Origin of the sequence: Pseudoramibacter alactolyticus ATCC 23263 (assembly GCF_000185505.1) — a bacterium.
Taxonomy (GTDB): domain Bacteria; phylum Bacillota; class Clostridia; order Eubacteriales; family Eubacteriaceae; genus Pseudoramibacter; species Pseudoramibacter alactolyticus.
Map to the genome: position 1 here is coordinate 524,542 of NZ_GL622359.1, position 24,952 is coordinate 549,493.

Annotated in this window: 23 protein-coding genes and 1 pseudogene; 21 read left to right on the plus strand and 3 right to left on the minus strand. The window is 43.9% G+C overall.

Annotated elements, in window-relative coordinates:
* Positions 1-108: 108 nt before the first annotated feature.
* Positions 109-384 carry a hypothetical protein gene (locus HMPREF0721_RS02535; protein WP_040639853.1) on the plus strand — a complete coding sequence of 92 codons (276 nt, stop codon included), beginning with the start codon at positions 109-111 and terminating at the stop codon, positions 382-384.
* Positions 385-655: 271 nt separating this feature from the next.
* Here HMPREF0721_RS02535 and pta (HMPREF0721_RS02540) read toward each other — a convergent pair whose 3' ends face one another.
* Entirely contained in the window at positions 656-1,678 is a 1,023-nt protein-coding gene (gene pta / locus HMPREF0721_RS02540) for a phosphate acetyltransferase (protein WP_006597966.1), read from the minus strand.
* A 129-nt stretch (positions 1,679-1,807) separates the two neighbouring features.
* On the minus strand, positions 1,808-2,536 hold the full coding sequence (locus tag HMPREF0721_RS02545) for a tRNA threonylcarbamoyladenosine dehydratase (protein ID WP_006597967.1): 729 nt from the start codon (positions 2,534-2,536) through the stop codon (positions 1,808-1,810).
* A 122-nt stretch (positions 2,537-2,658) separates the two neighbouring features.
* Here HMPREF0721_RS02545 and HMPREF0721_RS02550 point away from each other — a divergent pair, with 122 nt between their 5' ends.
* The 5 genes and pseudogenes from HMPREF0721_RS02550 to HMPREF0721_RS11425 form a co-directional block, all read left to right on the plus strand.
* Positions 2,659-3,504 carry an ABC transporter substrate-binding protein gene (locus HMPREF0721_RS02550; protein WP_006597968.1) on the plus strand — a complete coding sequence of 282 codons (846 nt, stop codon included), beginning with the start codon at positions 2,659-2,661 and terminating at the stop codon, positions 3,502-3,504.
* Between the two features lie 121 nt (positions 3,505-3,625).
* The gene (gene trmD, locus HMPREF0721_RS02555; RefSeq protein WP_040640197.1) at positions 3,626-4,348 is read left to right on the plus strand and encodes a tRNA (guanosine(37)-N1)-methyltransferase TrmD; all 723 of its coding nucleotides are present in this window, start codon (positions 3,626-3,628) and stop codon (positions 4,346-4,348) included.
* An 86-nt stretch (positions 4,349-4,434) separates the two neighbouring features.
* On the plus strand, positions 4,435-4,944 hold the full coding sequence (locus tag HMPREF0721_RS02560) for a MarR family winged helix-turn-helix transcriptional regulator (RefSeq protein WP_006597970.1): 510 nt from the start codon (positions 4,435-4,437) through the stop codon (positions 4,942-4,944).
* Positions 4,919-6,253, plus strand: a complete 1,335-nt coding sequence (locus HMPREF0721_RS02565; protein ID WP_006597971.1) for a citrate/2-methylcitrate synthase — start codon at positions 4,919-4,921, stop codon at positions 6,251-6,253. The genes HMPREF0721_RS02560 and HMPREF0721_RS02565 overlap by 26 nt, the downstream gene beginning before the upstream one ends.
* A 218-nt stretch (positions 6,254-6,471) precedes the next feature.
* Positions 6,472-6,655: pseudogene (locus HMPREF0721_RS11425) on the plus strand (transposase); the annotation flags it as partial.
* Between the two features lie 79 nt (positions 6,656-6,734).
* On the opposite strand, the gene pta (HMPREF0721_RS02570) reads toward HMPREF0721_RS11425, so the two are convergent.
* Positions 6,735-7,745, minus strand: a complete 1,011-nt coding sequence (gene pta, locus HMPREF0721_RS02570; RefSeq protein ID WP_006597972.1) for a phosphate acetyltransferase — start codon at positions 7,743-7,745, stop codon at positions 6,735-6,737.
* A gap of 332 nt (positions 7,746-8,077) precedes the next feature.
* Between pta (HMPREF0721_RS02570) and HMPREF0721_RS02575 the strand changes: the two genes are divergently transcribed.
* The 15 genes from HMPREF0721_RS02575 (at position 8,078) to HMPREF0721_RS02645 (ending at position 24,912) form a co-directional block, all read left to right on the plus strand.
* Complete coding sequence (locus HMPREF0721_RS02575; protein ID WP_006597973.1) at positions 8,078-8,692, plus strand: response regulator transcription factor; 615 nt, start codon at positions 8,078-8,080, stop codon at positions 8,690-8,692.
* Positions 8,692-9,933: a sensor histidine kinase gene (locus tag HMPREF0721_RS02580; RefSeq protein WP_006597974.1), complete on the plus strand. Its 1,242-nt coding sequence runs from the start codon at positions 8,692-8,694 to the stop codon at positions 9,931-9,933. The genes HMPREF0721_RS02575 and HMPREF0721_RS02580 overlap by 1 nt, the downstream gene beginning before the upstream one ends.
* A 104-nt stretch (positions 9,934-10,037) precedes the next feature.
* Complete coding sequence (trmL, locus tag HMPREF0721_RS02585; protein ID WP_006597976.1) at positions 10,038-10,505, plus strand: tRNA (uridine(34)/cytosine(34)/5-carboxymethylaminomethyluridine(34)-2'-O)-methyltransferase TrmL; 468 nt, start codon at positions 10,038-10,040, stop codon at positions 10,503-10,505.
* Positions 10,506-10,656: 151 nt separating this feature from the next.
* Complete coding sequence (locus HMPREF0721_RS02590) at positions 10,657-11,499, plus strand: fumarate hydratase (protein WP_040639855.1); 843 nt, start codon at positions 10,657-10,659, stop codon at positions 11,497-11,499.
* The gene (locus HMPREF0721_RS02595; protein WP_006597978.1) at positions 11,499-12,071 is read left to right on the plus strand and encodes a Fe-S-containing hydro-lyase; all 573 of its coding nucleotides are present in this window, start codon (positions 11,499-11,501) and stop codon (positions 12,069-12,071) included. Before HMPREF0721_RS02590 ends, HMPREF0721_RS02595 begins: the two co-directional genes overlap by 1 nt.
* Positions 12,049-13,311 (plus strand): pyridoxal phosphate-dependent aminotransferase, encoded by a 1,263-nt coding sequence (locus HMPREF0721_RS02600; RefSeq protein ID WP_006597979.1) that lies wholly within the window; start codon positions 12,049-12,051, stop codon positions 13,309-13,311. The genes HMPREF0721_RS02595 and HMPREF0721_RS02600 overlap by 23 nt, the downstream gene beginning before the upstream one ends.
* A 20-nt stretch (positions 13,312-13,331) precedes the next feature.
* Entirely contained in the window at positions 13,332-14,345 is a 1,014-nt protein-coding gene (locus HMPREF0721_RS02605) for a LacI family DNA-binding transcriptional regulator (protein ID WP_006597980.1), read from the plus strand.
* Positions 14,346-14,418: 73 nt separating this feature from the next.
* Entirely contained in the window at positions 14,419-15,606 is a 1,188-nt protein-coding gene (locus tag HMPREF0721_RS02610) for a TraB/GumN family protein (RefSeq protein WP_242821842.1), read from the plus strand.
* Between the two features lie 127 nt (positions 15,607-15,733).
* Positions 15,734-16,396, plus strand: coding sequence for an amino acid ABC transporter permease (locus HMPREF0721_RS02615; RefSeq protein ID WP_314605337.1), 663 nt, complete (start codon positions 15,734-15,736; stop codon positions 16,394-16,396).
* Between the two features lie 40 nt (positions 16,397-16,436).
* Positions 16,437-17,189, plus strand: coding sequence for an ATP-binding cassette domain-containing protein (locus tag HMPREF0721_RS02620; RefSeq protein ID WP_040640199.1), 753 nt, complete (start codon positions 16,437-16,439; stop codon positions 17,187-17,189).
* A 58-nt stretch (positions 17,190-17,247) separates the two neighbouring features.
* The gene (locus tag HMPREF0721_RS02625; protein WP_006597984.1) at positions 17,248-18,117 is read left to right on the plus strand and encodes a histidinol-phosphatase; all 870 of its coding nucleotides are present in this window, start codon (positions 17,248-17,250) and stop codon (positions 18,115-18,117) included.
* A gap of 126 nt (positions 18,118-18,243) precedes the next feature.
* Complete coding sequence (locus tag HMPREF0721_RS02630) at positions 18,244-18,894, plus strand: helix-turn-helix transcriptional regulator (RefSeq protein WP_040640200.1); 651 nt, start codon at positions 18,244-18,246, stop codon at positions 18,892-18,894.
* Between the two features lie 74 nt (positions 18,895-18,968).
* A complete protein-coding gene (gene ppdK, locus HMPREF0721_RS02635; RefSeq protein WP_040639858.1) occupies positions 18,969-21,599 on the plus strand; it encodes a pyruvate, phosphate dikinase in 2,631 nt (876 codons plus the stop codon).
* A 599-nt stretch (positions 21,600-22,198) separates the two neighbouring features.
* Positions 22,199-24,052: a G5 domain-containing protein gene (locus HMPREF0721_RS02640; RefSeq protein WP_040639859.1), complete on the plus strand. Its 1,854-nt coding sequence runs from the start codon at positions 22,199-22,201 to the stop codon at positions 24,050-24,052.
* 26 nt (positions 24,053-24,078) lie between these two features.
* Complete coding sequence (locus HMPREF0721_RS02645; protein ID WP_040639860.1) at positions 24,079-24,912, plus strand: PcsB-like coiled-coil domain-containing protein; 834 nt, start codon at positions 24,079-24,081, stop codon at positions 24,910-24,912.
* Positions 24,913-24,952 lie beyond the last annotated feature (40 nt).

A 24,952-nucleotide genomic window follows, 5' to 3' on the forward strand; every position in this document is an offset into this window, starting at 1 on the left:
CACCAGACTGAGGCGCCGGAGGCGGTTTTTTAATTGCTTAAAATAGGAAGTGCCATGAAGAATCAGGCAATGCAATTATTCCAGGAAGGCATGGAAAAAACCGAGTAGGTGCTGAATACTGGAAAAGATCCTGAAGCGATTCGCGATTATGCGGCGTGCATTTCTGGGATCGTTGATTTTTTTGAAACCAATAATATGGTGACAATTGATATGCTTGATTTTGAAGAACCGTTCAAGCAAAGTCTGCGGGCGGATAAGCGTATGATAGAAACCATTATGAAAACGGAAATTGAAGAAATCAAGCTGATCATAACCTTTGTTATTTATTGTTATTGTCGATTTATCGGTTTGAAAAATCATAGTGTCGTGTATGTATTGGTTTAAAGTTTACATTGAAAGTTTTTGCCCGGTGTTTTTGAATTGATTGGTCAATATGGTCTAAAACTGCTGTTTTGGCAACGGGGGATGCCGAAACTTTCCTCACCTTTGAAAAAATGGCAAGCGCGGTTAACTCAATGCTGGGAGAATCGAAAAGAAATGATTGAGGAATCGGCAAAAATTTTTTGCCCAATATCTGGTAGACAGAGCAGACCAATAAAAAAGTCCAAAGGCGTTCGTTTATGCCTTTGGGCTTTTTATTGGTTTTAATCTTGAATTATTCGGAAAGGGCGGCAGTGACGAGCGCCATTTTGTAGACTTCGTCAGCGGTGCAGCCGCGGGATAAATCGTTGATCGGTGCATTAAGCCCCTGCATAACCGGACCGATGGCTTCAAAACCTCCTAAGCGGGAAGCAATTTTGTAACCCATATTGGCGGCTTCGATCAGTGGAAAGATAAAGGTGTTGGCCTGACCGGCAACTTTAGAGTCGGGGCATTTGGTTTGAGCGACAACGGGGGAAACAGCGGCGTCAAACTGAAGTTCACCGTCAATATCTAATTCCGGTGCCATTTTTTGTGCTTCGATGGTAGCATCATGCGAAAGCTGGACAGTGCCGCCTTTTCCGGAACCTTTGGTGGAGAAGGAAAGAATCGCTACTTTGGGATCGATGCCGAAAATTTTCGCAGTTTTTGCAGATTCAACAGCCACCTCGGCCAATTGCTGAGCGGCGGACAACGTCACATTGCCATCTTTGTCCACGCGGTCTTTGTAGTCGATGTTAATGGCACAATCGGCAAAAGCCAGTTTTTCCTTTTCGTCGTTGCGCATCAGGATAAAGGTAGAACTGACGAGGTGGGCGCTCGGCTTGGTTTTGATAAGCTGGAGGGCCGGGCGAACAGTGTCTGCGGTAGAGTAGGTTGCGCCGCCGAGCAGGCAGTCGGCCTTGCCCATCTGAACCAGCATGGTGCCGAAGTAATTGGTCTGCATCAGGGCTTCACGTGCCTCTTCTTCCGTAAGTTTGCCTTTGCGCAGTTCGACCATTCGCGCCGCCATGGCATCCATGTCTTCTTTGGGGTAGGTTTTGGGATCGATGAATTCTGCTTCGTTGATGCAGTCATATTGATCGTCGCGGGTGGCGAGAAAAACTTTCATGGTGTCACCCAGCAAAATGACATTTAATGCTTTTTCCTTTAAAAGACGATTGGCGGCATAGAGAATACGCGGATCATCGCCTTCCGGAAAAACAATGGTTTTGTGATTGGCTTGAAGTTGTTCTTTTAATTCGTCAAAAATGGACATGTTTTAAAATCCCCCTTGGAATGACTTTATAATATCGCTTTTAATTATACCGTAATCCCACCACCGGAAATAACAATATCTTGTCCACTTAGAGAAAATATTTCGGATAATCGGCGATGGCCCGCCGCTTTAACAGCGACAGCAGTCTTGGGTTAAATCTTTGATGACTTCTCCGGCGATAATCAGGCCGACAACGCCGGGCACAAAGGGAACAGAGCCGGGAATGGGATGATGATCATGGGGTGGTTCAGAATCGGTGCCGGTTTGCGGGCGAATCGGTTGTTCTCTGGAATAGACCACTTTGAGGTGGTCAATACCTCGTTTTTTACACTCTCGGCGAATCACCTTCGCCAACGGATCGACAGAGGTTTTGGCGATATCCGTCACTTCAAACTGAGTTGGATCAAGTTTGTTGCCTGCGCCCATGCTTGCGATAACCGGGACCCTTTTTTCTTGAGCTTCTGTGATCAAGGCGAGTTTGGCGGTTACGGTGTCGATGGCATCGACGATATAATCGTATTGGCTGAAATCAAAATCCCCTTTGCTTTCCGGCAGATAAAAACAGCGATGGGATGTAACCCGCGCTGCGGGATTGATGTCGCGGATCCGAGCGGCCATGGCATCAACTTTAAACGTGCCGATGGTCTGATGGGTGGCGATGATCTGCCGGTTGAGATTGGAAAGGCTTACACGGTCGCTGTCGATCAAATCAAAACGGCCGATGCCACCGCGAGCTAAAGCTTCACAAACGTATCCGCCGACGCCGCCGATACCAAAAATGGCGACATGGGCACGGGATAATTTTTGAATCGCTTTCTCACCCAATAAAAGCGCTGTTCTTGAAAATTGTTCTGTCATAAAAATGCTCCCGATATTGATAAGATGTATTTTATCTTAGCATAAATGAGATGGGCTGAGGAAAATAAAAAATGGACATCCTGCAATAGATAACATATAATAAGGCTGAAAAGGAGGTAGCGATGATGAAAAAGTTAGTCATTATCCTTTTTGCCGTGACCCTTTTATTGGGAGCGACCGCTTGTGGGAAAGCCCGCCAAACGGATCCTTTGGCGGATAACGTATTGACGATCGGAACAGATTCGGATTTTGTGCCGATGGAATATCGTGATAAAAATAAAGCGCTCAAAGGGTTTGAAATTGATTTGGGAAATGCGATAGCTCAAAGGATGGGAGTTCGTGCATTTTGGATTGATACCGGCTGGAACAGCATTTTCAATCGAATGAACGGCGGAAAGTATGATTGTGTGATGTCAGCCATTAACGATACAACTGCGCGAGAGCAGAATTTTGCGATGACAGATCCGTATTTTATCAGCTCGATTGTCATCGTCTCTCGAAAAGAAACCAACGAACAGCAGGCGGATGCTGGCGGTCGGCCAGCAAAAGAAACAATCGATCGCGCAGAAAAATTAAACGGGCGAAAAGTCGGCATGTTAAAGGATATTAAACGACGGGACACGATGACCGATTTGCAAACGCGGTACCCTAAAATTAAAATCAAGGGATTTTCCAATAGCGCCAAGTTATTTAAAGCGCTCAAAAAGAAAAAGATTGATAATATCGTGGTGGATGAAGCCGTCGCAATTACCTATCAAAAGAAGGATCCCGAACATTTAGCGATCACCTCGGCGGCGATCAATCAAAAGGCCTTTGCGATTGCCTGCCGGAAAGATAACAGCGCGTTAAGCGAAAAAATCAGCCGGGCGATTGCCGATTTGAAAGCCGATGGCACCTATCGAAAATTAACGCTTAAATGGTTTGGCAGAGACATGACGAAAGACGCGTTGACACAAACGATGCAATGACTTTTTAATTAAAGCAAGGGCATGATGTGATATGAGGCAAAAGGGATTTCAGACAGGACCTGGAGTCCCTTTTATGATATAATAAATCTAATTATCTCCTGTGAAGATCGGAAAACATATGATGAAAATAACCATTCTAACCATTTGTCCGGAAATGTTCGATGGTTTCTTGCAATCACATATTGTCATGCGCGCGTTGCAGTTACTAACAGCTGAAATTGAAGTAATTGATATTCGGGATTATGCAGATGGCAGCTTCCGTCATATCGACGAGGCACCTTACGGCGGCGGCGCGGGGATGGTTCTCCGCTGTGAGCCGGTGTTATCGGCTTTAGCATCTGTCAGAATCCCCGAGAGTACGACGATCGCCTTAACACCCTGGGGAGAAGTCTACTCACAAAAGCAGGCTGTCCAGTTGGCGCAAACTGATCATGTGATTTTAATCTGCGGTCACTACGAGGGGATGGATGCCCGAATATTATCCGAAGTGGACATGGAACTTTCCATTGGTGACTATATTTTAACGGGAGGAGAACTGGCGGCGATGGTTGTGGCCGATAGTGTTTTGAGGCTTTTGCCCGGGAATTTAAAATCCGGCAGTCTTGAATGGGAGTCCCATGATCGGGATTTACTGGAATATCCACAGTTTACCCGGCCAATTGCTTATCATGGAAAAATCGTTCCTTCCGTTTTACGTAGCGGCAATCATGAACAGATTCGGAAATGGCGTTTGCAGCAAGCATTGCTGTTGACTCGGGAAAGGCGCCCGGATCTGTTTGCACGGCATGATTTAACCTCGGAGGAAAAAATGTTGTTGGCAAAGGCAGATCGAGAGATGGAGTAAGAATGCTTTTTTAATTTAAAGTAAAGTTGTGTCTTATATAATTTTTGACTCAAATAGCGAATCATCACATAAGAGAGGATAGAGCGATGGACCATCAATCAATTGTCGATTTGACAAATTTATCGAACGAGTTAATGTACCGACGTTTTTTGGTCAACAATGACGAAGTGCGCCAGTTTTTTTATGAGCTGACGGTCCCGGAATACATTGCCTTGAATTTAATCATCGAGAATGAGGCGAATGATCCCATTTATGGCGGGAAAACATATTTAAGCGATTTGGCGGAGCGTCTGCAGCGACCAATGCGCACGATCTCAAGCATCGCCCGCAATCTGCGGGATAAAGGGTTTGTCATTTGGAGCCATGACGGGGATGGCGAACAGGGAACTTATGTGATGATCACCGAAGAAGGCCGCAGCATTGAAGAAAAACATCAACAGGTCACCAAGGAATTCTATGGTCGCGTGATCGAAAAGTTTGGTCGCCAGAATATGATGGAACTTTTGAATCTCATGAAGCAACTGGATACAGTCATGACGGTTGAACTGGAAAATAGCAAACAGGAGGAAAATGGCGATGGGGAAAGGACAATCTAAATATTTAGAAAGACAAATTGCCATTTGTCGGGATAATGACGCGATTTCTCCCCGCTTATATGAAGAATATGGGGTTAACCTTGGTCTTCGTGATGCGGATGGCAAGGGTGTCTTGACGGGCTTGACTAATATTTCCGAAGTGGACGGTACCAAAGCACAAGGCGGACGCAACGTGCCCTGCGAAGGTGAGTTATGGTATCGGGGCTATAAAGTTCAAACGCTCATCAATTCGCTTGGGAAAAGTGAACCGGGCTTCGGAAAAATCGCTTATTTGCTTTTGATAGGGGAATTGCCATCAGACGAATCGCTTAAGACATTCAAAGCGTCCATTCGCCAGTATCGAAAGTTACCAACTAATTTTACCCGGGATGTCATCATGAAGGCCCCAAGTGCCGATATCATGAACAGCATGACGCGCTCAATTTTGACGTTGGCATCCTACGATCCGATGGCGAAGGACGCTTCGCTTGAAAACAATTTGCGGCAGTGCCTGCAATTGATTGGTCAATTTCCGATGTTGGCTGCTTACGGTTATCACGCGCATGTTTTTGCTAATTTGGATGGATCGATGTATATCCATAACCCGAGTCCAGAATTGTCAACGGCGGAAAATTTTTTGATGATGCTGCGGCCGGACCGTTCTTATACGCCGGTGGAGGCGAAAACACTGGATACGGCTCTGATTCTCCATATGGAACACGGTGGCGGGAATAACTCTACCTTTACGACCAGGGTGGTTACTTCCAGTGGCTCAGATACATATTCGACGATTGGGGCGGCGATGTCTTCTTTAAAAGGGCCGAAGCATGGCGGCGCAAACATCAAAGTGATGAACATGATGGCGGATATCCGTGCACATATTAAAGATTACAGCGACGAAAATGAGATTGCTGCCTATTTAAATCGCATTTTAGATCGCGATGCCTTTGATCATAAGGGGCTTATTTATGGGATGGGGCATGCGGTTTATACCCTGTCCGATCCCAGAGAGCGCGTTTTTAAAAAATATGTTCGCGAACTGGCTGCAGAAAAAAAACGTGAAAATGATCTTCTGTTGTATGAAAATATTGAAAAGTTGGCACCGGGTTTGATTAACAGTAAACGCAGACATCCCAAACCTGTATGTGCTAATGTTGACTTTTACAGCGGCTTTGTGTATGAGATGTTGGATATTCCGGAAGAACTTTATACGCCGCTGTTCGCTGTGGCCCGTATCGTTGGATGGAGTGCTCACCGTATGGAAGAACTTATCTGCACAGACAAAATCATTCGCCCGGCCTATATGAGCGTGATGGAACGTTTGGAATAAAATAACGGTGCAACTAAAAAGAGCCTGTCAGGTTGATCACTGACAGGCTCTTTTAAATTGTGGATCGGATAGACCCAGTTGAGTGGGTGTGAGATTCCCATCAGAGAAAAGAATATGCACGAAATATTAACGGCCCGCTATGTGGGGGCGCGACGTTTGTTATATAAAAAATCACCTCTTCGATTACAATAAAGTTGTTCAGGCTATTGCGGAAATGGATGTGCAAATATCCTATCGTCTTTACACCAAAGGATAGACGAAAAATAATCTACATAAGGCGGGTATAAAAGATATCCTCAAACAGTTATGTGGTTATAAAGGTGAGGAAATCTGGAGGAGCATCTGATGACGGACCATATTCATATGCTGGTGAGTATCCCACCGAAACAGAAAGCCAGCGCTTTGAGACGCTGGCCTGGTATCCTATGGCTTATTGCCCTGGAGCAAACCACCCTTTGGAAGGGTGGGTGTGATAGCGCGATTAGCCGAGTGCCGCAGTAATAAGTGACATTTTATAAACTTCATCGGCATTGCAGCCGCGGGAGAGATCGTTGATAGGAGCATTGAGTCCCTGAAGAATAGGACCAAAAGCTTCAAAACCGCCGAGACGAGATGCAATTTTATAACCGAGATTGCCGGCTTCAATAGTTGGAAAAATAAAAGTATTGGCTTGTCCGGCAACTTTTGAATTCGGGCATTTTGTTTGGGCGACGGCAGGAGAGACAGCAGCATCAAATTGCAATTCACCGTCAACAGCCAGTTCCGGAGCCAATTTTTGTGCTTCAATAGTGGCGTCGTGTGAAAGTTGAACAGTGCCGCCCTTACCGGATCCTTTGGTGGAAAAAGACAGAATAGCCACTTTCGGATCAATACCGAAAATCTGGGCGGTTTTTGCAGATTCCACGGCGACTTCCGCCAGTTGCTTGGCAGCAGATAAAGTGACATTGCCGTCTTTATCCAAGCGATCCTGATAATCAATATTGATGGCACAATCGGCAAACGCAAGCTTTTCTTTTTCCTGGTTGCGCATTAGGATAAAAGTAGAACTGACCAAATGTGCGCCAGGCTTGGTTTTAATGAGCTGAAGCGCCGGGCGGACCGTATCCGCAGTGGAATAAGTTGCGCCGCCAAGCAAACAGTCAGCTTTACCCATTTTGACAAGCATGGTGCCAAAATAATTGCTGTGCGTCAGCGATTCGCGAACCTGTTCTTCTGTCATTTTTCCCTTGCGTAGATCCATCATAGTCTTGACCATTGCTTCAATATCCGCATAATGAAATGGATCAATTATTTGGCATCGGCTGATATCAAAGCCGTTGATTTGAGCAGATGATTGAATGGCGTCAACAGATCCAACCAAAAGCACTTGCAAAGTACCGTCTTGTGTGAGCCGTTCCGCAGCTGCTTGAATTCTGAGATCTTCTCCTTCCGTGAAGACAATGGTTTTTTTCTCAGACTGAAGCCGTGATTTAAATTCATTAAAAATTGACATGAAATTCCTCCCCTGGAATAATATAGATAAAATAATGATATCTTAAATAAGCTGAATCTATCTTTAATTTATAGCTTGAAAGATTTTTTGTCAACAAAATAAAATCCTATTTTATGGGTAAAATAGAATGAAGAAAAGTAAAAGAATAAATGTGTGATTCAGAGGGAAAAACCATTCTGGACCAGAAAAGCCCGAGAGTTAGGGCTTTTCTGTTCAAGCAGAATTAAGAAAAAATGGATATACTGTTGCAAAAAATAAACGAGAGGCTGGAAACAATTTATGCGAATTTTGTTTATTGAAGACGAAAAAAAATTACAGATGCCTTACAAGAGTTGTGTAAAATTCAAAATATTGATTGCGACGTTGCCAATGACGGTGAAGAGGGATTGCTTTTTGCATTAAATCCGATTTACGACGTTATCGTTTTGGATATCATGTTGCCGCTCAAAAGCGGTCTGGAAATTCTCAAGGAAATTCGCGACAGAGACATCACAACACCGGTGTTAATGTTAACGGCGAAAGGTACCGTTGACGATAAGGTCAAGGGACTCGATCTTGGCGCTGATGATTACTTGGTCAAACCTTTCTCCGCGAAGGAATTGTTTGCCCGCATCCGGGCATTGAGTCGCCGTCCGGACAATGAAATCAAAGGCGAATGTATTGACTTTGAAAACATTAGCTTTAACACTAAAAAGAATACCCTTCAAACGGAAAGTGAAGAATATAAACTCTCTGTTAAAGAAGCAAAGATTCTGGAAATGTTGATCAAACGTCCCAATCAAGTTTTTACGCGTGAACAGATATTAGATCGCGTGTGGGGATTCGATAAAGAGGTTAATGAAAATAATATCGAAATTTATGTCCATAATCTGAGAAAAAAATTGGCTGATACCAATGTTAAAATTGATACCATCCGTGGTGTTGGATACACAATGGGTAAAAGATAATGTTCAAGGAGATTAAAAAGCAAATCACGCTTTTTAACGTTCTGATCCTTATTGCTTTTTTGTTGATATTTATTTTGCTTTTGGTTTTTATGCTGCGATGGAACATTACCAATAACAGCGAACGTTATTTGCGGGAAGTTGCCAATAATATTCGCAGTGGGGAAGTCTATCCCAACGATAGCAAAACCCAGGATTTTCATAATCAAATCGGTTATGAATATATCGTGTGGGACAATCATGACAGCATTGATCGCATGAAAATTATGAACAGCTCCTTGATCATGCAGGGTTATTCTTATGTAAAGAATACAAAATTCAATGATGCTTTTAAAACTTTTTATACCGATGATGTTTCTTACCGGGTATATTCGATTCGCTTCAAGGAAAGAGGAAAAGTTAAAACCTTGCAGGTTTATCAGCAAATCACTTCAGAGTTAAGTGCCACACGAACTATTTTGATTTTGTTGCTTTTTATTGGATGCGGTGGAATTTTGGTTTTAATTCCAATCAGTTATTTCTTAGCGGGAAAATCACTCCAGCCGATCAAAGAAAGTTTTGAAAACCAAAAAAAATTTATTGCGGATGCTTCTCATGAGTTGCGAACGCCATTAACGGTCATTCAAACCAATGTTGAGGTTTTACGCCTAAAGGAAGACGAAGTATTGGCCGAAAATCTGCATTGGCTCGATAATATTGCCAGTGAAAGTGAAACCATGTCAAAACTGGTATCCAGCCTTTTGACGATTGCACAGGCAGATAACAAACGAATCGTTATGGAAAAAAAACCATTTGATTTAAGTGCTTTGTGCGCAGAAGTGGTGGATTTGATGTATGATTTTGCCGCAGAAAATCAAATTGATCTGCAAGGCGATATTCAGCAAAATGTTGAATTTAAAGGAGACGAAGAACAGCTGAAACGCGCCATTCGCATTTTGGTGGACAATGCCATTAAATATACGCCCGGAAAAGGCAAGGTAACCATTAAACTGCGTGAAGGTGTTCGCAATGTCGTGATCGCCATCAGCGATACGGGAGTAGGGCTTTCGGAAGAAAATAAAAAGAAAATTTTCAGCCGATTTTTCCGTGTGGACGATGCGCGTAATCGCGAATCTGGAGGCTTCGGTTTGGGATTAAATATTGCTGATATGGTTGTTAATCAACATGGTGGCCATATCAAAATTGATTCCAAATTGAATGAAGGCAGTACCTTTTCAATCGTATTGCCAAGGCTCACCCTATAATTTAAAATTAATGATAAGATGGAACTGTAAATTTTACAAATCCATCTTTTTTATTGCACATAATTCTTTTATAATATAAAAAGTGAAAGAAGAAAGGGTTAAACATGTTCAATATTGTATTATTCGAACCGGAAATTCCGCAAAATACCGGCAATATCGCCCGAACTTGCGCATTGACCGAAACAAAGCTTCATTTGATCGAGCCGCTGGGATTTTCAATTGGCGACAAGGCGGTTAAGCGAGCGGGTCTGGATTACTGGGATATGGTCGATGTAACAGCTTATCTCGATTTTGAAACATTTTTGGAAGAAAATAATGATCCGGAGCTGTATCTGTTAACAACGCATGGCAATCAAAATTATGCAGATATTGTTTTTAAAAACGATGACTACATCATGTTTGGGAGAGAAACGGCGGGGCTGCCAAAGGCGATTCATGCGCGGTATCCGAATAAACGTTTTCGCATCCCTATGAAAAATCATCCCCACGCACGTTCATTAAATTTGGCCAATTCGGTGAATATTGTTTTATATGAGGCATTAAGACAAAATCAGTTTTTCAATTTAATATAAACGGATTAATTTAAAGATCGAAATGAAAAACTTGAAAAAAGTGAAAAAAGTGAAAAAATTTCAAATAAATCGATGAAAGCCTTTTAAATTATGTTATAATAATGCTGTTATTCTGAAAGTGATTTTTAAAAATGCGTTGTTAAGAGGCACCATGAAAATAATTCAAACAGATGTCATCGAGGAAAAAATTGCAAAATTGTGTATTGATATTAATGCCAAGCTTAATCCGGATGTTCTTGAAGCGCTCCAAGCAGCTGAGGCATCGGAAATTTCTGAAACGGGACAGGGCATTTTAGCGCTCATACATCAAAATATCGATTTGGCGCAAGAACGCCATCGTCCCATCTGCCAGGATACGGGGATGACGATCGTTTTTGTCAAACTCGGACAAGATGTTCACATTGAAGGCGGCTGCTTAGAAAACACCATTCAGGCGGGGGTTCGCAAGGGCTATGTAGAGGGATTTCTTCGCAAATCGGTGGTGGCAGATCCATTATTGCGGACGAATACCAATGACAATACGCCGGCGATTATCCATTATCAGATTGTCGAAGGTGAATCGCTGGAAATAACAGTGATGGCCAAGGGATTTGGCAGTGAAAACACCAGTGCACTTAAAATGCTGAAACCATCAGACGGTATTGAAGGTGTGAAAAAATTCGTGCTGGAAACCATTAGTAGAGGAGCTCCCAATGCATGCGCGCCGATTATTGTCGGTGTGGGATTGGGCGGAACCTTTGAAAAGGCAGCGCTTTTGTCAAAAGAGGCATTGACGATTCCCTTAAATCGAAAACATCCCAAAAAGCATCTTGCAACGTTGGAAAATGAAATTTTAACGCAGGGCAATGCATTGGGAATCGGCCCCATGGGAATGGGCGGTCTTAACACAGTGTTGGGTGTTCACATTTTAGATTATCCGACCCATATTGCTGGTCTGCCGGTTGCTGTTAATCTTTGTTGCTATGTCGATCGACATGGAAAGGTTGCGATTTGATGAAACACTTGCAAACACCTCTGTCATCGGAAGACATTGCCTCATTAACAGCCGGCGAACAGGTATTTATTGACGGCATCATTTATACAGCAAGGGACGCGGCGCACAAGCGCATGATTGAAAACTTGAACTGCGGGAAGCCGCTGCCCATTGATATACGTGATCAGATTATTTTTTATATGGGACCGTGTCCAGCGGCACCAGGCGAAATCATCGGGCCGGCTGGCCCCACAACCAGTCACCGAATGGATGCTTATACACCTCAGCTTTTGGCTCGTGGATTAAAAGGGATGATTGGCAAGGGCAATCGGACAGAGGCGGTTATTGAAGCGATAAAACAAAAAAAGGCTGTTTATTTTTCTTGTGTAGGCGGGACAGGCAGCTTATGTGCCGACCATATTCAAGCGGTTGAAATTATCGCTTACGATGACTTGGGAACAGAAGCCATTCGGAAATTAAGGGTAAAAGATTTTCCGGTTATCGTGGCGATTGATGCAAAAGGAAACAATATATATCAGAAAGGTATAAAGAAATATAGAAACTACACGAATGGAGGGCAAGATTATGAATAGAATGGTGATCGAAACATCTGTGAGAGCTCAAGGAACGGATCCGATTTTTCAGGTGGCCTCTGAAGCCAACAAACGTATTGCGGAAATTGGCCGAGATAAAGTCATTAATTCGACCCTGGGCGCATTTATGGATGACGATGGCAAGCTTGTGACTTTTGATTCTGTTTATTCTGTATTCAGAAATATTCCAGACGCCGGGATTGCGGCCTACGCCGGGATTGCGGGGACGCCGGAATTTTTGGAAAATGTGGTTTATGCATGTTTCAAACATCATAAGCCGGAAGGTTATATCAAAGCGGTGGCGACACCGGGCGGAACAGGTGCGGTTCGCAATGCAATTGCCAATTATTCAGAAGTTGACGACACCATTTTGGTTCAGGATTGGCATTGGGCGCCTTATGGTACCATTGCTGATGAAAACCATCGCAAGATCACAACATTTCAACTGTTTAACGATGAAGGCAATTTCAATATGGAATCTTATAAAAAAGAATTCTTGAAGCTTTTTAGAAGCCAGCACCGCGTTTTATCTATCTTGAACACACCGGCCCACAATCCAACGGGCTACAGTATCTCCGATGATGAATGGAGAGAATTAATTGCTTTCTATACTGAACAGGCCAAGGCGCATCCCGAATGGCGAATTATTGTGCTCTGCGATATTGCTTATATTGATTTTGCCGGCCAAGGTGAAGAAGCCCGGGCATTTATGGAATTGTTAACTGGCATGCCGGAAAATGTGTTGCCACTGTATGCTTATTCAGCTTCGAAAGCGTACACCATGTACGGCCTGCGCAATGGAGCGCTGCTTTGTGTGTCACCGACGGAAGAAATTGCCAACGAGTTTGCCGCAGCGGGAGCCTACTCCAACCGAGGGACTTGGTCTAACGGCACCCACGTTGCACAGACGACCCTGGCTAATATTGTTTCGGATCCGACCTTGCTGAATCGATTTGAAACGGAACAGGCAAAATGGCGTGGCATTCTTCAAATGCGTGCCAAAGCCTTCATGAACGCTGCAAAAGAAGTCGGCTTAAAAACCTGTACCTATCGTGATGGATTCTTCTTGTCGGTTCCCAGCAAAAATCCAGAAGCAGTGCGTGACTATTTGATAAAAGAGGATTTCTTCCTGGTGGCTTTGGCAAAGGGGTTGCGTTTTGCCCTTTGTGCAGTCAATGAAGAAAAATGTCACAAAGCACCGGCCCTGATTAAAAAAGCTTTAGTGGAAATCGACGGCTAACCCCTTAAGGAGGCTACAAAATGAAAGTTAAAATTGTTGATGTTGCCAGAGAAGCCAACGTTTCTGTTGCAACGGTATCACGTGTTGTCAATAATATTCCGTTGGTCAATGAGGAAACGCGAGAACGTGTTCTGGCTGCGATTAAAAAGACCGGCTATAAACCGAATGCCATTGCACGGAGCCTTAAAATTCAAAAAACCAACACACTTGGAATTATGATCCCCAATATCACGGATCCTTTTTACACCGAAATGGTTCGCGGAGCCGAAGATGTTTGCGGCATTTATAACTACAATATTATTTTGAGCAATACCGATTTCGATCCCGAAAAGGAAAAGAAGTCTCTGGATGTATTGGTGGAAAAGCAATGCGACGGCGTCATTTATGTCGGCAAGGACTTGACGGAAGAAATGCGTCAGGAACTTATTGATGCATCTTGCGAAGTCGTTTTGGGCTGCGTGCCGGATGATTCCGCGAAATTATCGGAGGTTCTGATCGACAATGAAGCAGCGGCTTATGATTTGGCAATCAAAGCAATTGAAGCGGGACACACACACAACGCCATTTTTAACGACAACAGCGAAAACGGTTATATCACCCTCAAACGCATGGAGGGGTTTAAGCGCGCATATGCCGAAAAGGGGCTGGATTTTGATTCGGCATTGGTGCTTTACGGCAACAGCAGCGTTCTTAGCGGTGCACATATGATGCACAATGCCTTGGAAAAAGACGTGCCCTTTACCAATGTATTCTGTTATAACGATCAGATGGCCTTGGGCGCGATTCGCGAAGCGGAGCAAAGCGGGAAAAAAGTACCGGATGATATTTCTGTTTGTGGGTTTAATAATTTCTGGGTCGCCGAGTGGGTCAGCCCTAAAATCACGACGATTTCCCAGCCGATGTATGATATTGGGGCTGTGGCTACGCGCATGCTCATTAAAATGTGTGAAAAAGAAGAAACAGAAACCAAAACGCTGTACGTTCCTTACGATTTGAAAATTCGCGAATCTTTGAAAGATGTTCGTAAAGCATAAAAAAATTATGCCTTGATATTTGAAAAGCATGTTTAAATTCAAACATGCTTTTTTTGTCGGAGTTTCACTAATTATGAAAAAAAATATCGAATATCTGGAGAATGGAACCATCCAAATAACGGATGAAAACAAAGAATATATTTTGATTGGGACCGCCCATGTTTCGTCAGAGAGTGCAAAATTAGTTCAGCAGGTGATTGATGAGCAGATGCCAGACACGGTCTGTATCGAGTTGGATCAGGGACGCTTTCAAACGATCACTCAAAAACAGGCTTGGTCTGACACGGCTTTTGCCCAGGTGCTTAAAGACGGGCGTGCCGGTTTTATGTTCATAAACATTCTCCTATCCCATTATCAGCAAAAGATCGCCGAACAGCTTGGGGTTCAGACCGGAGGAGAGATGCTGAAGGCCATCGATTCCGCCAAAGATGTCGGTGCGGATATTGTTTTGGCAGATCGAGATATTCAAATCACCTTTAACCGCATTTGGCAGGGTTCTTCTCTCTGGGAAAAATGCAAATTAATGGTCTCGATTGTTTTGAGTCTTTTTGATAATGAGACTTTATCCGAGGAAGACATTGAGCAATTAAAACAAGAAGATATGCTCAATGCTTCGCTGATGGCGTTGTCAGAGCATTATCATGGAATTAAGCGATATCTCGTCGACGAAAGGGACACTTACCTCTGTGAAAAAATCAAACGTGCGCCGGGGCAGTATATCGTTGCCGTTGTGGGGGCCGCTCATATTCCCGGGATTCTAAAAAATTGGAAAGAGACACATAACTTGGAACCGCTGGAAACAGCACCGCCAAAATCAAAAACTGGAAAAGTCATCGGTTGGACCGTGTCCGCTCTGTTGGTGCTCATGGTGATTTTAACGCTGTCGATCAGTCCGCAAGCCGGATGGGCACAAACACGTAATTGGCTTCTTTTAACCATGGGCGGCGCAGGCGTTGGCGCATTGATATCTTTGGCACATCCGCTGACCATTCTCGTATCGATCGGAATGGCGCCGATTTCGGCATTGAGTCCCGTCTTGGCAACCGGCTGGTTCGCCGGCATCAGCGAAGCCCATTGGCGCAAGCCGAGGGTGACCGATTTTGAAAATCTTTCGCATGATTTGAACCATTTGAAGGGCATTTGGCATAATCAAATCACACGGGTGCTGCTGGTTGTTATTCTGACTAATTTAGGCTGCGCTTTGGGAAATATTGTCGGAAGTCTTCACATCATTCAGGTGTTTTTGCGCACATTGTTTTAACGTAAGAGGGCATGGGCCTGCGATGTGAATAAATATTTTTGTTTATTGCAGCCGCCTTTCATATCATGTATAATTATTTGTAAATTTGTTTAAAAATACTTTTCAAGGAAGCGAGGCGTTTTATTTGTTGACCTCTACCCAAATGTGGGCTATTTTTAGCGGGACCGTCTTAACCATTGAGGTAGCAATTGTTGCTGTTGTCTTTGGTGCGATCTTGGGCATTGTTGTGGCACTCGGGCGAATATCTCACAATAAAGTTGCTAATGCGGTAACTTGGTTTTATGTATGGTTTTTTCGCGGAACCCCATTGCTTTTGCAATTATTTATTGTTTATTTTGCCGTTCCGATCATTTATCTCAATGCGACAGGATCGACTTTTGTGATTGATCCGATGTTCTGTGCCTTTGTAACCTTCTCATTGAATTCGACCGCATATATGGCTGAAATCATTCGGGCTGCAATCGAATCCATTCCGGAAGGTCAAATGGAAGCTGCCAAAGCGTTGGGGATGAGCTATCATCAGGCCATGCGAAAGATTATTATCCCGCAGACGTTTAAACGTTTAGTGGCGCCGTTAGGCAACGAACTGATCATGCTGCTGAAAGATACTTCATTGGTTTCAACCATTGCTCTTTTTGATGTCCTGCGAACGGTCAAAACCATGGCCAGCTCGACGGGGAACTGGATTTATTATCTTTATGCTGCCGCGATTTATTTATTCTTAACGACTATTCTTCAAGTCATTTTTGATAAGTTAGAAACTCGCTTTGGCGCGTATGAAAGAAGGTAAGCGTATGGCACAAACAACACAAACGAACAACGAAGAAATCATGGTGCGCGTTAAAGGACTGACGAAGTATTTTGGCGATTTGGAAGTTTTAAAGGGAGTCGATTTTTCCGTGAAGCGGGGAGAAGTGGTCTGCATTATCGGTCCATCCGGTTCCGGAAAGAGCACGATGCTCCGCTGTCTCAACCAATTAGAACGCATTACCGATGGGGAAATCTATATTGAAGAAGAGCTGATGGACAAGCGGAAAAAAGACAAGACCATCGCCCATATCGACGGAAACCGGCTGCAAAAACTTCGTTGCGATTTGGGGATGGTGTTCCAGAATTTTAATTTGTTTCCGCATTTATCGGTGATTGATAATGTGACCGTTGCGCCGGTTACCGTTAAAAAGGTGAACAAGCAACAAATTCAGGCACGGGGATTAGAACTTTTGGACATGGTTGGCCTGAAAGATCGTGCGAATGAATTTCCGATTCGTTTGTCCGGCGGGCAACAACAGCGTGTTGCAATTGCCCGGGCTTTGGCCATGGATCCGAAGATTATGCTTTTTGATGAACCGACATCAGCTTTGGACCCGGAGTTGGTCGGCGATGTATTGGAAACCATGAAAGCATTGGCTCAAGCGGGGATGACCATGATCATTGTCACGCATGAAATCGGCTTTGCTCGAGAAGTGGCTGATCGCGTGATTTTCATGGATGATGGCGTCATTTGCGAAGAAGGAGCGCCGGAAGAAGTGATCGATCATCCCAAGGAAGAACGCACCAAAAGTTTTCTGAATAAAATATTGTAATGAACCAATTTAAGAGCATCTTTCAACGGAGAGGTGCTCTTTTTTAGAAAGGAAATCGATGATCCAAAGTAACTACCATATCCATACGGATTTTTGTGACGGCAAACAGTCTGCAGCGGCAATGACTAAGGCTGCTATTCAGGCCGGATTGACCAGCATCGGATTCTCAAGTCATGCACCTTTAAAGTATTCAAACGATTGGACCATGGCAGGTGATGATTTGCCCAGGTATCTCCAAACCATTGAATCGCTCAAAGTACGGTTTAAAAATCAAATCAAGATTTATACCGGACTGGAAATTGATTATTATATGGATACACAAGGAATTTCGGAACGAGCTCAAAAAACATTGCCGGCACTGGACTACTGGATTGGCAGCATCCATTGTATGGGGGCTCTGCCGGACGGAGAAATAGCTTATTTTGATGATACCCCCGAAAGTATGCGGGCGGGTCTAATGGCATTATATAATAACAATGTGGCTCAGATGGTTGGCGATTATTATCAGGGAATTGCCCAGATGGCTACCGACTTAAAACCGGATATCGTCGCTCATTTTGATTTGATCAAGAAAAACAATGCCCATCAGATTTTCTTTGAAGAACAGACGTCTTGGTATCGTGACTGCTGGCACAGTGCCTTGGGAGCCATTGCCCAGTCAGGCTCTATTTTAGAAATCAACACGGGCGGCATTTATCGCTATGGACCGTCGTGTTTATATCCTTCTGTCGATATTTTAAAAGAAGCGCACCGCTTAAAGATTCCGATCACAATCAGCGGCGATAGTCACGATTTGCCGATGATTGACTACGGCTTTAAAACATTTTTACCGGATATTTTATCGCAATTGCAAATAAAAGAAATGATGATTTTAAAAGAGGGGAGATGGACCGTTCAATCCATTGAAAATATTGAAAAAAATATTTGAAAATTTCAATGCATATTTTGACGTAATTACATTCAGATATTATTTTGTTACCTTCAAAACGAGATTTTACACATGATAACGCTTTGCTTAATTTATAAAAGTGTTATACTTAATATGATAAATGTTATGGATGGTGACAAATTGGAGTTGACGGAAAGACAAAAAGAAATTATTGAGATTGTCAAAGATCATGAGCCGATTAAAAGTGAAGATATTGCTGAAAAAATTGGCATTAACCGTGCAACAATCCGCCCGGATTTAACGTTGTTAACGATGATCGGTGTCTTAGAAGCCAAACGTAAAGTTGGCTATTCCTACACGGGAAAATCCATTTTGCACATGATCGGCTCGTATATTAAGACCATTTCAGTCATGGATATTCAGACAGAACCCACAACAGTTCCAATGAATACCACCATTTACGACGGGATTATCACCATGTTTACGCAAAATGCTGGTACGATTTATGTAACAGATCAGGATTATCTGATGGGAATTGTCAGTCGAAAAGATTTTATGAAGTCCATGATTGGCAAAGAAAATATTGAAACGTTGCCAATATCCATTATCATGACGCGCATGCCCAACATCATTTATCTGGAAGAGACAGAATCAGTTTACGATGCGGCGAAAAAGACCATTAAATACGAGGTTGAATCATTGCCGATTATCCGTAAGACACAGGATCAAAATGCTATCGAGCGGTTAAGACTAATCGGAAAAATTTCTCGGACCAATATCACGCGTTATGTCGTTAATCTCGGAAACGATGATTGAACATTGAATGAATTGTCCTTGAAGGGATATTCAGATAAAACTTTATGTGTAAAAAAGTGTTGAGGAGGTTTTTTATGAACAAATGGGTTTACCTGTTTACAGAAGGCAACGCAAATATGCGTGAACTTCTCGGGGGAAAAGGGGCTAATCTGGCTGAAATGACCAATTTAGGTCTGCCGGTGCCTCAAGGTTTTACCATTACGACCGAAGCATGTACGCAATACTACGAAGACGGTCGCAAGATCAACGACGAAATTAAAGGCCAAATTGCCGAATATATCGGCAAGATGGAAGACATCACCGGGAAAAAATTCGGTGACAAAGAAAACCCGTTGTTGGTTTCTGTTCGTTCCGGTGCAAGAGCTTCAATGCCCGGCATGATGGATACGATTTTAAACTTAGGTCTGAACGAAGATGTTGTGAATACCATGGCCGCTAAATCGGGTAATCCGAGATGGGCGTGGGACTGCTATCGCCGTTTCATCCAGATGTTCTCGGACGTCGTTATGGAAGTCGGCAAGAAGCATTTTGAACAGCTGATCGACAAAATGAAAGTGGTAAAAGGTGTCACTGAAGATGTCGATTTGAATGCGGACGATTTGAAAGAATTGGCATCGCAATTCAAAGCTGAATATAGAAATCAGATCGGAAAAGATTTCCCGGACGATCCAAAGGAACAGCTTATCGAAGCGGTTCAGGCCGTATTCCGCTCCTGGGACAACCCGCGTGCGAATGTTTACCGTCGTGACAACGATATTCCGTATTCATGGGGGACCGCTGTTAACGTTCAAATGATGGCCTTTGGGAACATGGGTGATACTTCCGGTTCGGGCGTTGCCTTTACCCGGGATCCGGCGACCGGTGAGAACAGTTTTTATGCAGAAGTTTTGATGAACGCTCAAGGCGAGGATGTCGTTGCTGGTGTCCGCACTCCGCTGAAAATCGAATCCATCAAAGAAAATCTGCCTGAAATTTATGAAGAACTGATTGCCATTGCACGCAAGTTGGAAAACCACTATCATGATATGCAGGATATGGAATTTACCATTGAGGAAGGTAAGCTCTATATGTTGCAAACCCGCAATGGGAAACGGACCGCAAAAGCCGCATTAAAGATTGCCAACGATTTGGTTCAGGAAGGTCAGATTGACAAGAAACAGGCGATTCTGGCAGTCGATCCAAGAAATTTGGATACCTTGCTCCATGGTTCCTTTGACAAAAACGATCTCAAAAAAACTGAACAAATTGGTAAAGGGCTTCCGGCTGCACCGGGCGCTGCTTCCGGCAAAGTGGTCTTCACGGCAGAAGATGCGAAGGAAGCAGGCGAAAACGGTGAAAAAGTCGTCTTGGTCCGTCTGGAAACCTCGCCGGAAGATATCGAAGGCATGAAAGCCGCACAGGGGATTTTGACCGCTCGCGGCGGTATGACATCCCACGCTGCTGTCGTTGCCCGCGGGATGGGTTCCTGCTGCGTTGCTGGTTGTACAGATCTGATCATGGACGAAGAGAACAGAACCTTTACTCTCGGCGGTCACACCTATCACGAAGGCGATGTCATTTCCTTCGACGGTTCCACCGGGAATATTTATGACGGTGCGCTTGAAGTTCAGGCCGGTTCCGTTGAAGACGAAGACTTTGCCACGATAATGAGTTGGGCTGATGAATTCCGGACAATGGAAGTCAGAACCAATGCAGACACGCCAGAAGATGCCAAACAGGCTGTTGAATTAGGGGCTGAAGGGATTGGTCTTTGCCGGACAGAACATATGTTTTTCTCGGGTGACCGCATTGATCCGTTCCGTGAAATGATTTGCTCGGATACCGTTGAAGAGCGGGAAGAAGCGCTCGAAAAAATTTTGCCGCTCCAGCAGAACGACTTTGAACAACTCTTTGAAACGCTGGAAGGCCGTCCGGTAACGATTCGCTTCCTCGATCCGCCGCTGCATGAATTTGTTCCGACAGACGAAGAAGATATTAAAAAATTGGCGGATGCCAAGGGCAAATCGGTTGCTCAGATTAAAGCGATTATTGCGAGCTTACACGAATTTAATCCGATGATGGGGCACAGAGGCTGCCGCTTGACCGTGACTTATCCGGAAATCGGTGTGATACAGACGAAGGCGATTATTCGCGCAGCGTTAAAGGTTCAGGCTGCGCATCCGGAATGGACCATCGTTCCAGAAATCATGATTCCGTTGATCGGCGATGTCAAGGAAATGAAATTTGTCAAAGATATCGTCGTTAAAACGGCTGATGCCGAATTAGAAACGGCTGGTTCCAAAATGGCATACAAGGTTGGAACAATGATAGAAATTCCACGTGCTTGCTTAACAGCAGATGCTGTGGCCAATGAAGCCGAATTCTTCTGCTTTGGAACCAATGACTTAACGCAGATGACCTTTGGTTTCTCTCGAGATGACGCCGGTAAATTCCTTGATTCCTACTATGATGCCAAAATTTACGAAAACGATCCTTTCTCCCGATTGGATCAAACCGGCGTTGGCCGTCTGATGGAAATGGCTGTTATTGATGGGCGAAAGGCTCGTCCGGAGCTTCACTGCGGGATCTGCGGCGAACACGGCGGCGATCCGATATCTGTTGAGTTCTGCAACAGCATCGGCTTGGATTATGTTTCCTGCTCGCCCTTCAGAGTGCCGATTGCAAGATTGGCGGCAGCTCAGGCAGCAATCAAGCAAGCAAAATAATCATCATCCGCTTCGCTATAACTGAAAAATAATACCCAAAAGCCTTGAGGCAAGAGATTGTCTCGAGGCTTTTTTTAATTGTTAACGTGGCATCGAGGAAATGCGCTTTGACTATGAGACAAACAATATGAATAGCCAATTTCTCTTTGATACCCTATTGCCGAGAAGCCGCACGCATGTGTTTCATCAAAATGAGCGCTGCCATATTATCATAGAAAAAGCTTAATCATAAAAACAACATTCTTCATGAATCCTGTGACGGATTTGATACATTTTTGATGCAGGATGTTTTTAAGGAATAAAATCATCGTTTTTTGCAATGTATGTTCCTTTTGATTTAAAAATGATTTTCGCAATATTAAAATAAAATAATTGATAATTCGGTGCAAAAAGAACCGTTTTGGTGTAAATATTAATAAATAAATAATTGTTCAAAATCATATGGTCCATTAAATGTTTGCGCCTCATTGACCATAACAGAACGGCTTGATAGCATAAAGATAACAATTTTGTGATGATTTTTTACAATTTCGATAATTTTCACCTTAGAGATTTTCATTCTCATCACAAAAAATCAATTTTTTATGAAAGGGTTTAACATGTCAACACGTATTAAAAGAGCAATTTTTCTTGTTTTGATCGCAGCTGCTACTTTGGCTGTTACAGGCTTTGTGGTTAATTCACGGCGCAATCACAACAAAAAAATTACCGTTGTATACGACGAAAATACTGGTCAATCCGATGATGCAGCCACAAAAGCTGTCACCGCAAAAGGCACGGAGACAATTCAAACCTTATTAAAGGACAATGGCTACACCATCGATAAGGATATCTATGCCTATTCCGTCAATTTAAATAAACGGGCTTCCGATATCGCGAAAGTGACCATTACCAAAAAAGCAAAGGGGACGTTGGTCGTCGGTGATCAAACGCAGTATTACAGCACGGCAAAAAAAACCGTCGGCGGTATGCTTGCAGAAAAAAATATCACGGTGGGACAGAACGATATTGTGACGCCGTCAAAATCTTCGCCGATGAACACCACTGTCAAGAAGGTTCAGGTGGTTCGCGTAACTAAATCGACGGTGAAATCCGAAGTAACGTTGCCATATCAAACGAAGGTTGTCAGCAGTGATGCGGTTCCTCAAGGAACGGTCAAAGTTTTGCAATCGGGGAATACCGGCATTCAGAACGTAAAAACGGTTGTGACCCGTCACAACGGCGTTTTAGTTTCAGAAAAGGAGAAATCCAAAGATATTGCTAAAGTGGCGACGGATATGAAGGTTCAAGTTAATCCTCAGGATTATAAAGCCGCATCGGAAGCGGTGAAAACCAAAGAAAATGCCAAATCTGCCGGAACGGCCGCATTGCCTTCATCCACGAATAATAATTCAGATACCGCTTCTAAAGATAAAGCAAGCACTGCGCCCGCGTCAACCGACAATAAGACAACGGCAACTCCGGGAAAAGAAGATACTGCTAAAATTGAAACAACCGTAACAAAGCAGACGATTCCTTTCGAAACCATTAAGGTTCATGTTGCCAATATGCAAGTCGGGCAACAAAAAGAACAGCAAGCAGGTGTCAATGGCACTAAGACCATCCAAACCAAAACAACAATCAAAGGTGGTCAGGTTATCGCTACGGAAAGTACGGTGGTCTCTGCCACGGATGCAAAACCTCAGATCATCGCCGTGGGGACGCAAACACCAGCTTCAAACGATACGGTCAAAACAGAAAACACAACACAGGCTTCCACCAACAATACAGCGACAACCACCGAAGAGAATAAGGCGAACACTGTTAACAATTCGGTTCAGACGCCTAATAACGGATCCGACAGTTCGGCGGCTTCGGTATCCAATAGCACATCAACTAATAATGCCGCAGCCAATGCTAATTCGACCGGTGCATCCGCCAAAACACCCCCTTCTTCGACTTCTCCAGCGACAACATCGCCGACGAGTGCAACAACAACTGCAAACGCCACAGCCGCAAAGGCGCCGGTTCAAAAGACTGCTGTAGAAACAACATCGGTGAACGGCAGCAAGCTTAGTGCCAATGGCACAGCGGCACTTAAAAGTGGCGCTACGTCGGGGCATAAAACCACCGGCCTAAATACCGCCAATTATAATTTGATTTGTGCGGTGGTTGCCGCAGAAGATAATACTTCTTATACCGGCGCCCTGGCTGTCGCATCCTGCATCATGAATCGTGCCGATTCCGGCAGATGGGGAGGCGCCACACCAGTTGCTGTGATTACGGCAAAGGGACAATTTTCTGCCTATATTTATGGCAATTACAAAAAATATGCCGACGGCAAAGCGCCGTCTTATGTTAAAGCGGCCGTATCGGACTGCATGACCTGCGGCCTGCGCAATCACAGCTACACATCGTTTAGAGCCGGTTCGGTCAAAGACTCTAAAAAAATCGGCGCTAACTATTATTTCTAAAAATTAAAGGAGGTGGGCTTTAAGCCATGCATCATTCAATCCAAAGACGTTTAGTCTGTCTGAGCATCGCAGCCACCATGGCCATAAGCTCGATGCCGCCGGTTTTCGCTGCAGACGATGCGTCAACCCTTTCAAATCAGATTACACAAATTCAAAAGCAAGTAGATGCGCAAGCAGAAAAACTCAGTAAGATCAATCATGAACTGGCAAACAATTCCAAAGAATTGGCGATTGCCCAAAGTTCTATGAGCAATCGCGTTCGCTCGATGTATATGTACGGAATGGATGGATATTTACAGTATCTTTTCTCTTCCAAAAACGTTTCGGATTTTTTTACCAATGCCGATCAAATCACCAATGTGGTTCGCGCCGATCGGGAGAAGGTCCAAAAGATTGAAACCCTGGAAGCTTCGCTTAAAGCAGAGCGAAGGGAAGCCAAGGCGACTCAAGATGATCTCAACAAAAAGCTTAAGGAAGTTCAGAAGAAACTTCAGCAATACGCGTCAACGGGAAATAAAACAGAAGTTACCGATCAGATGGATTTTATCTGCGCCATTGTTGCATCAGAATGCAATGTCAACTATGAAGGTGCATTAGCCGTCATTTCCTGCGTTATGAATCGTGTGGATTCCGGCAGATGGGGCGGCAAGGACGCCGTTTCGGTTTTGACGGCACCGGGACAATTTGCCGGTTACCTGGATGGTCCTTACAAACGTTATTTAAATGGCCATTATCCGCCATACGTTAAACAAGCCGTCACTGATTGTATGACCAAAGGTATCCGTAACCACAATTATCAAAGTTTTCGCGCCGGCAGCTCCTACGGCGTTTGGAATTGCGGCGGTAATTCTTACCGATAATCCATGGTCATAGGTCGATAAACGAAAAGAAAGGAAGGGA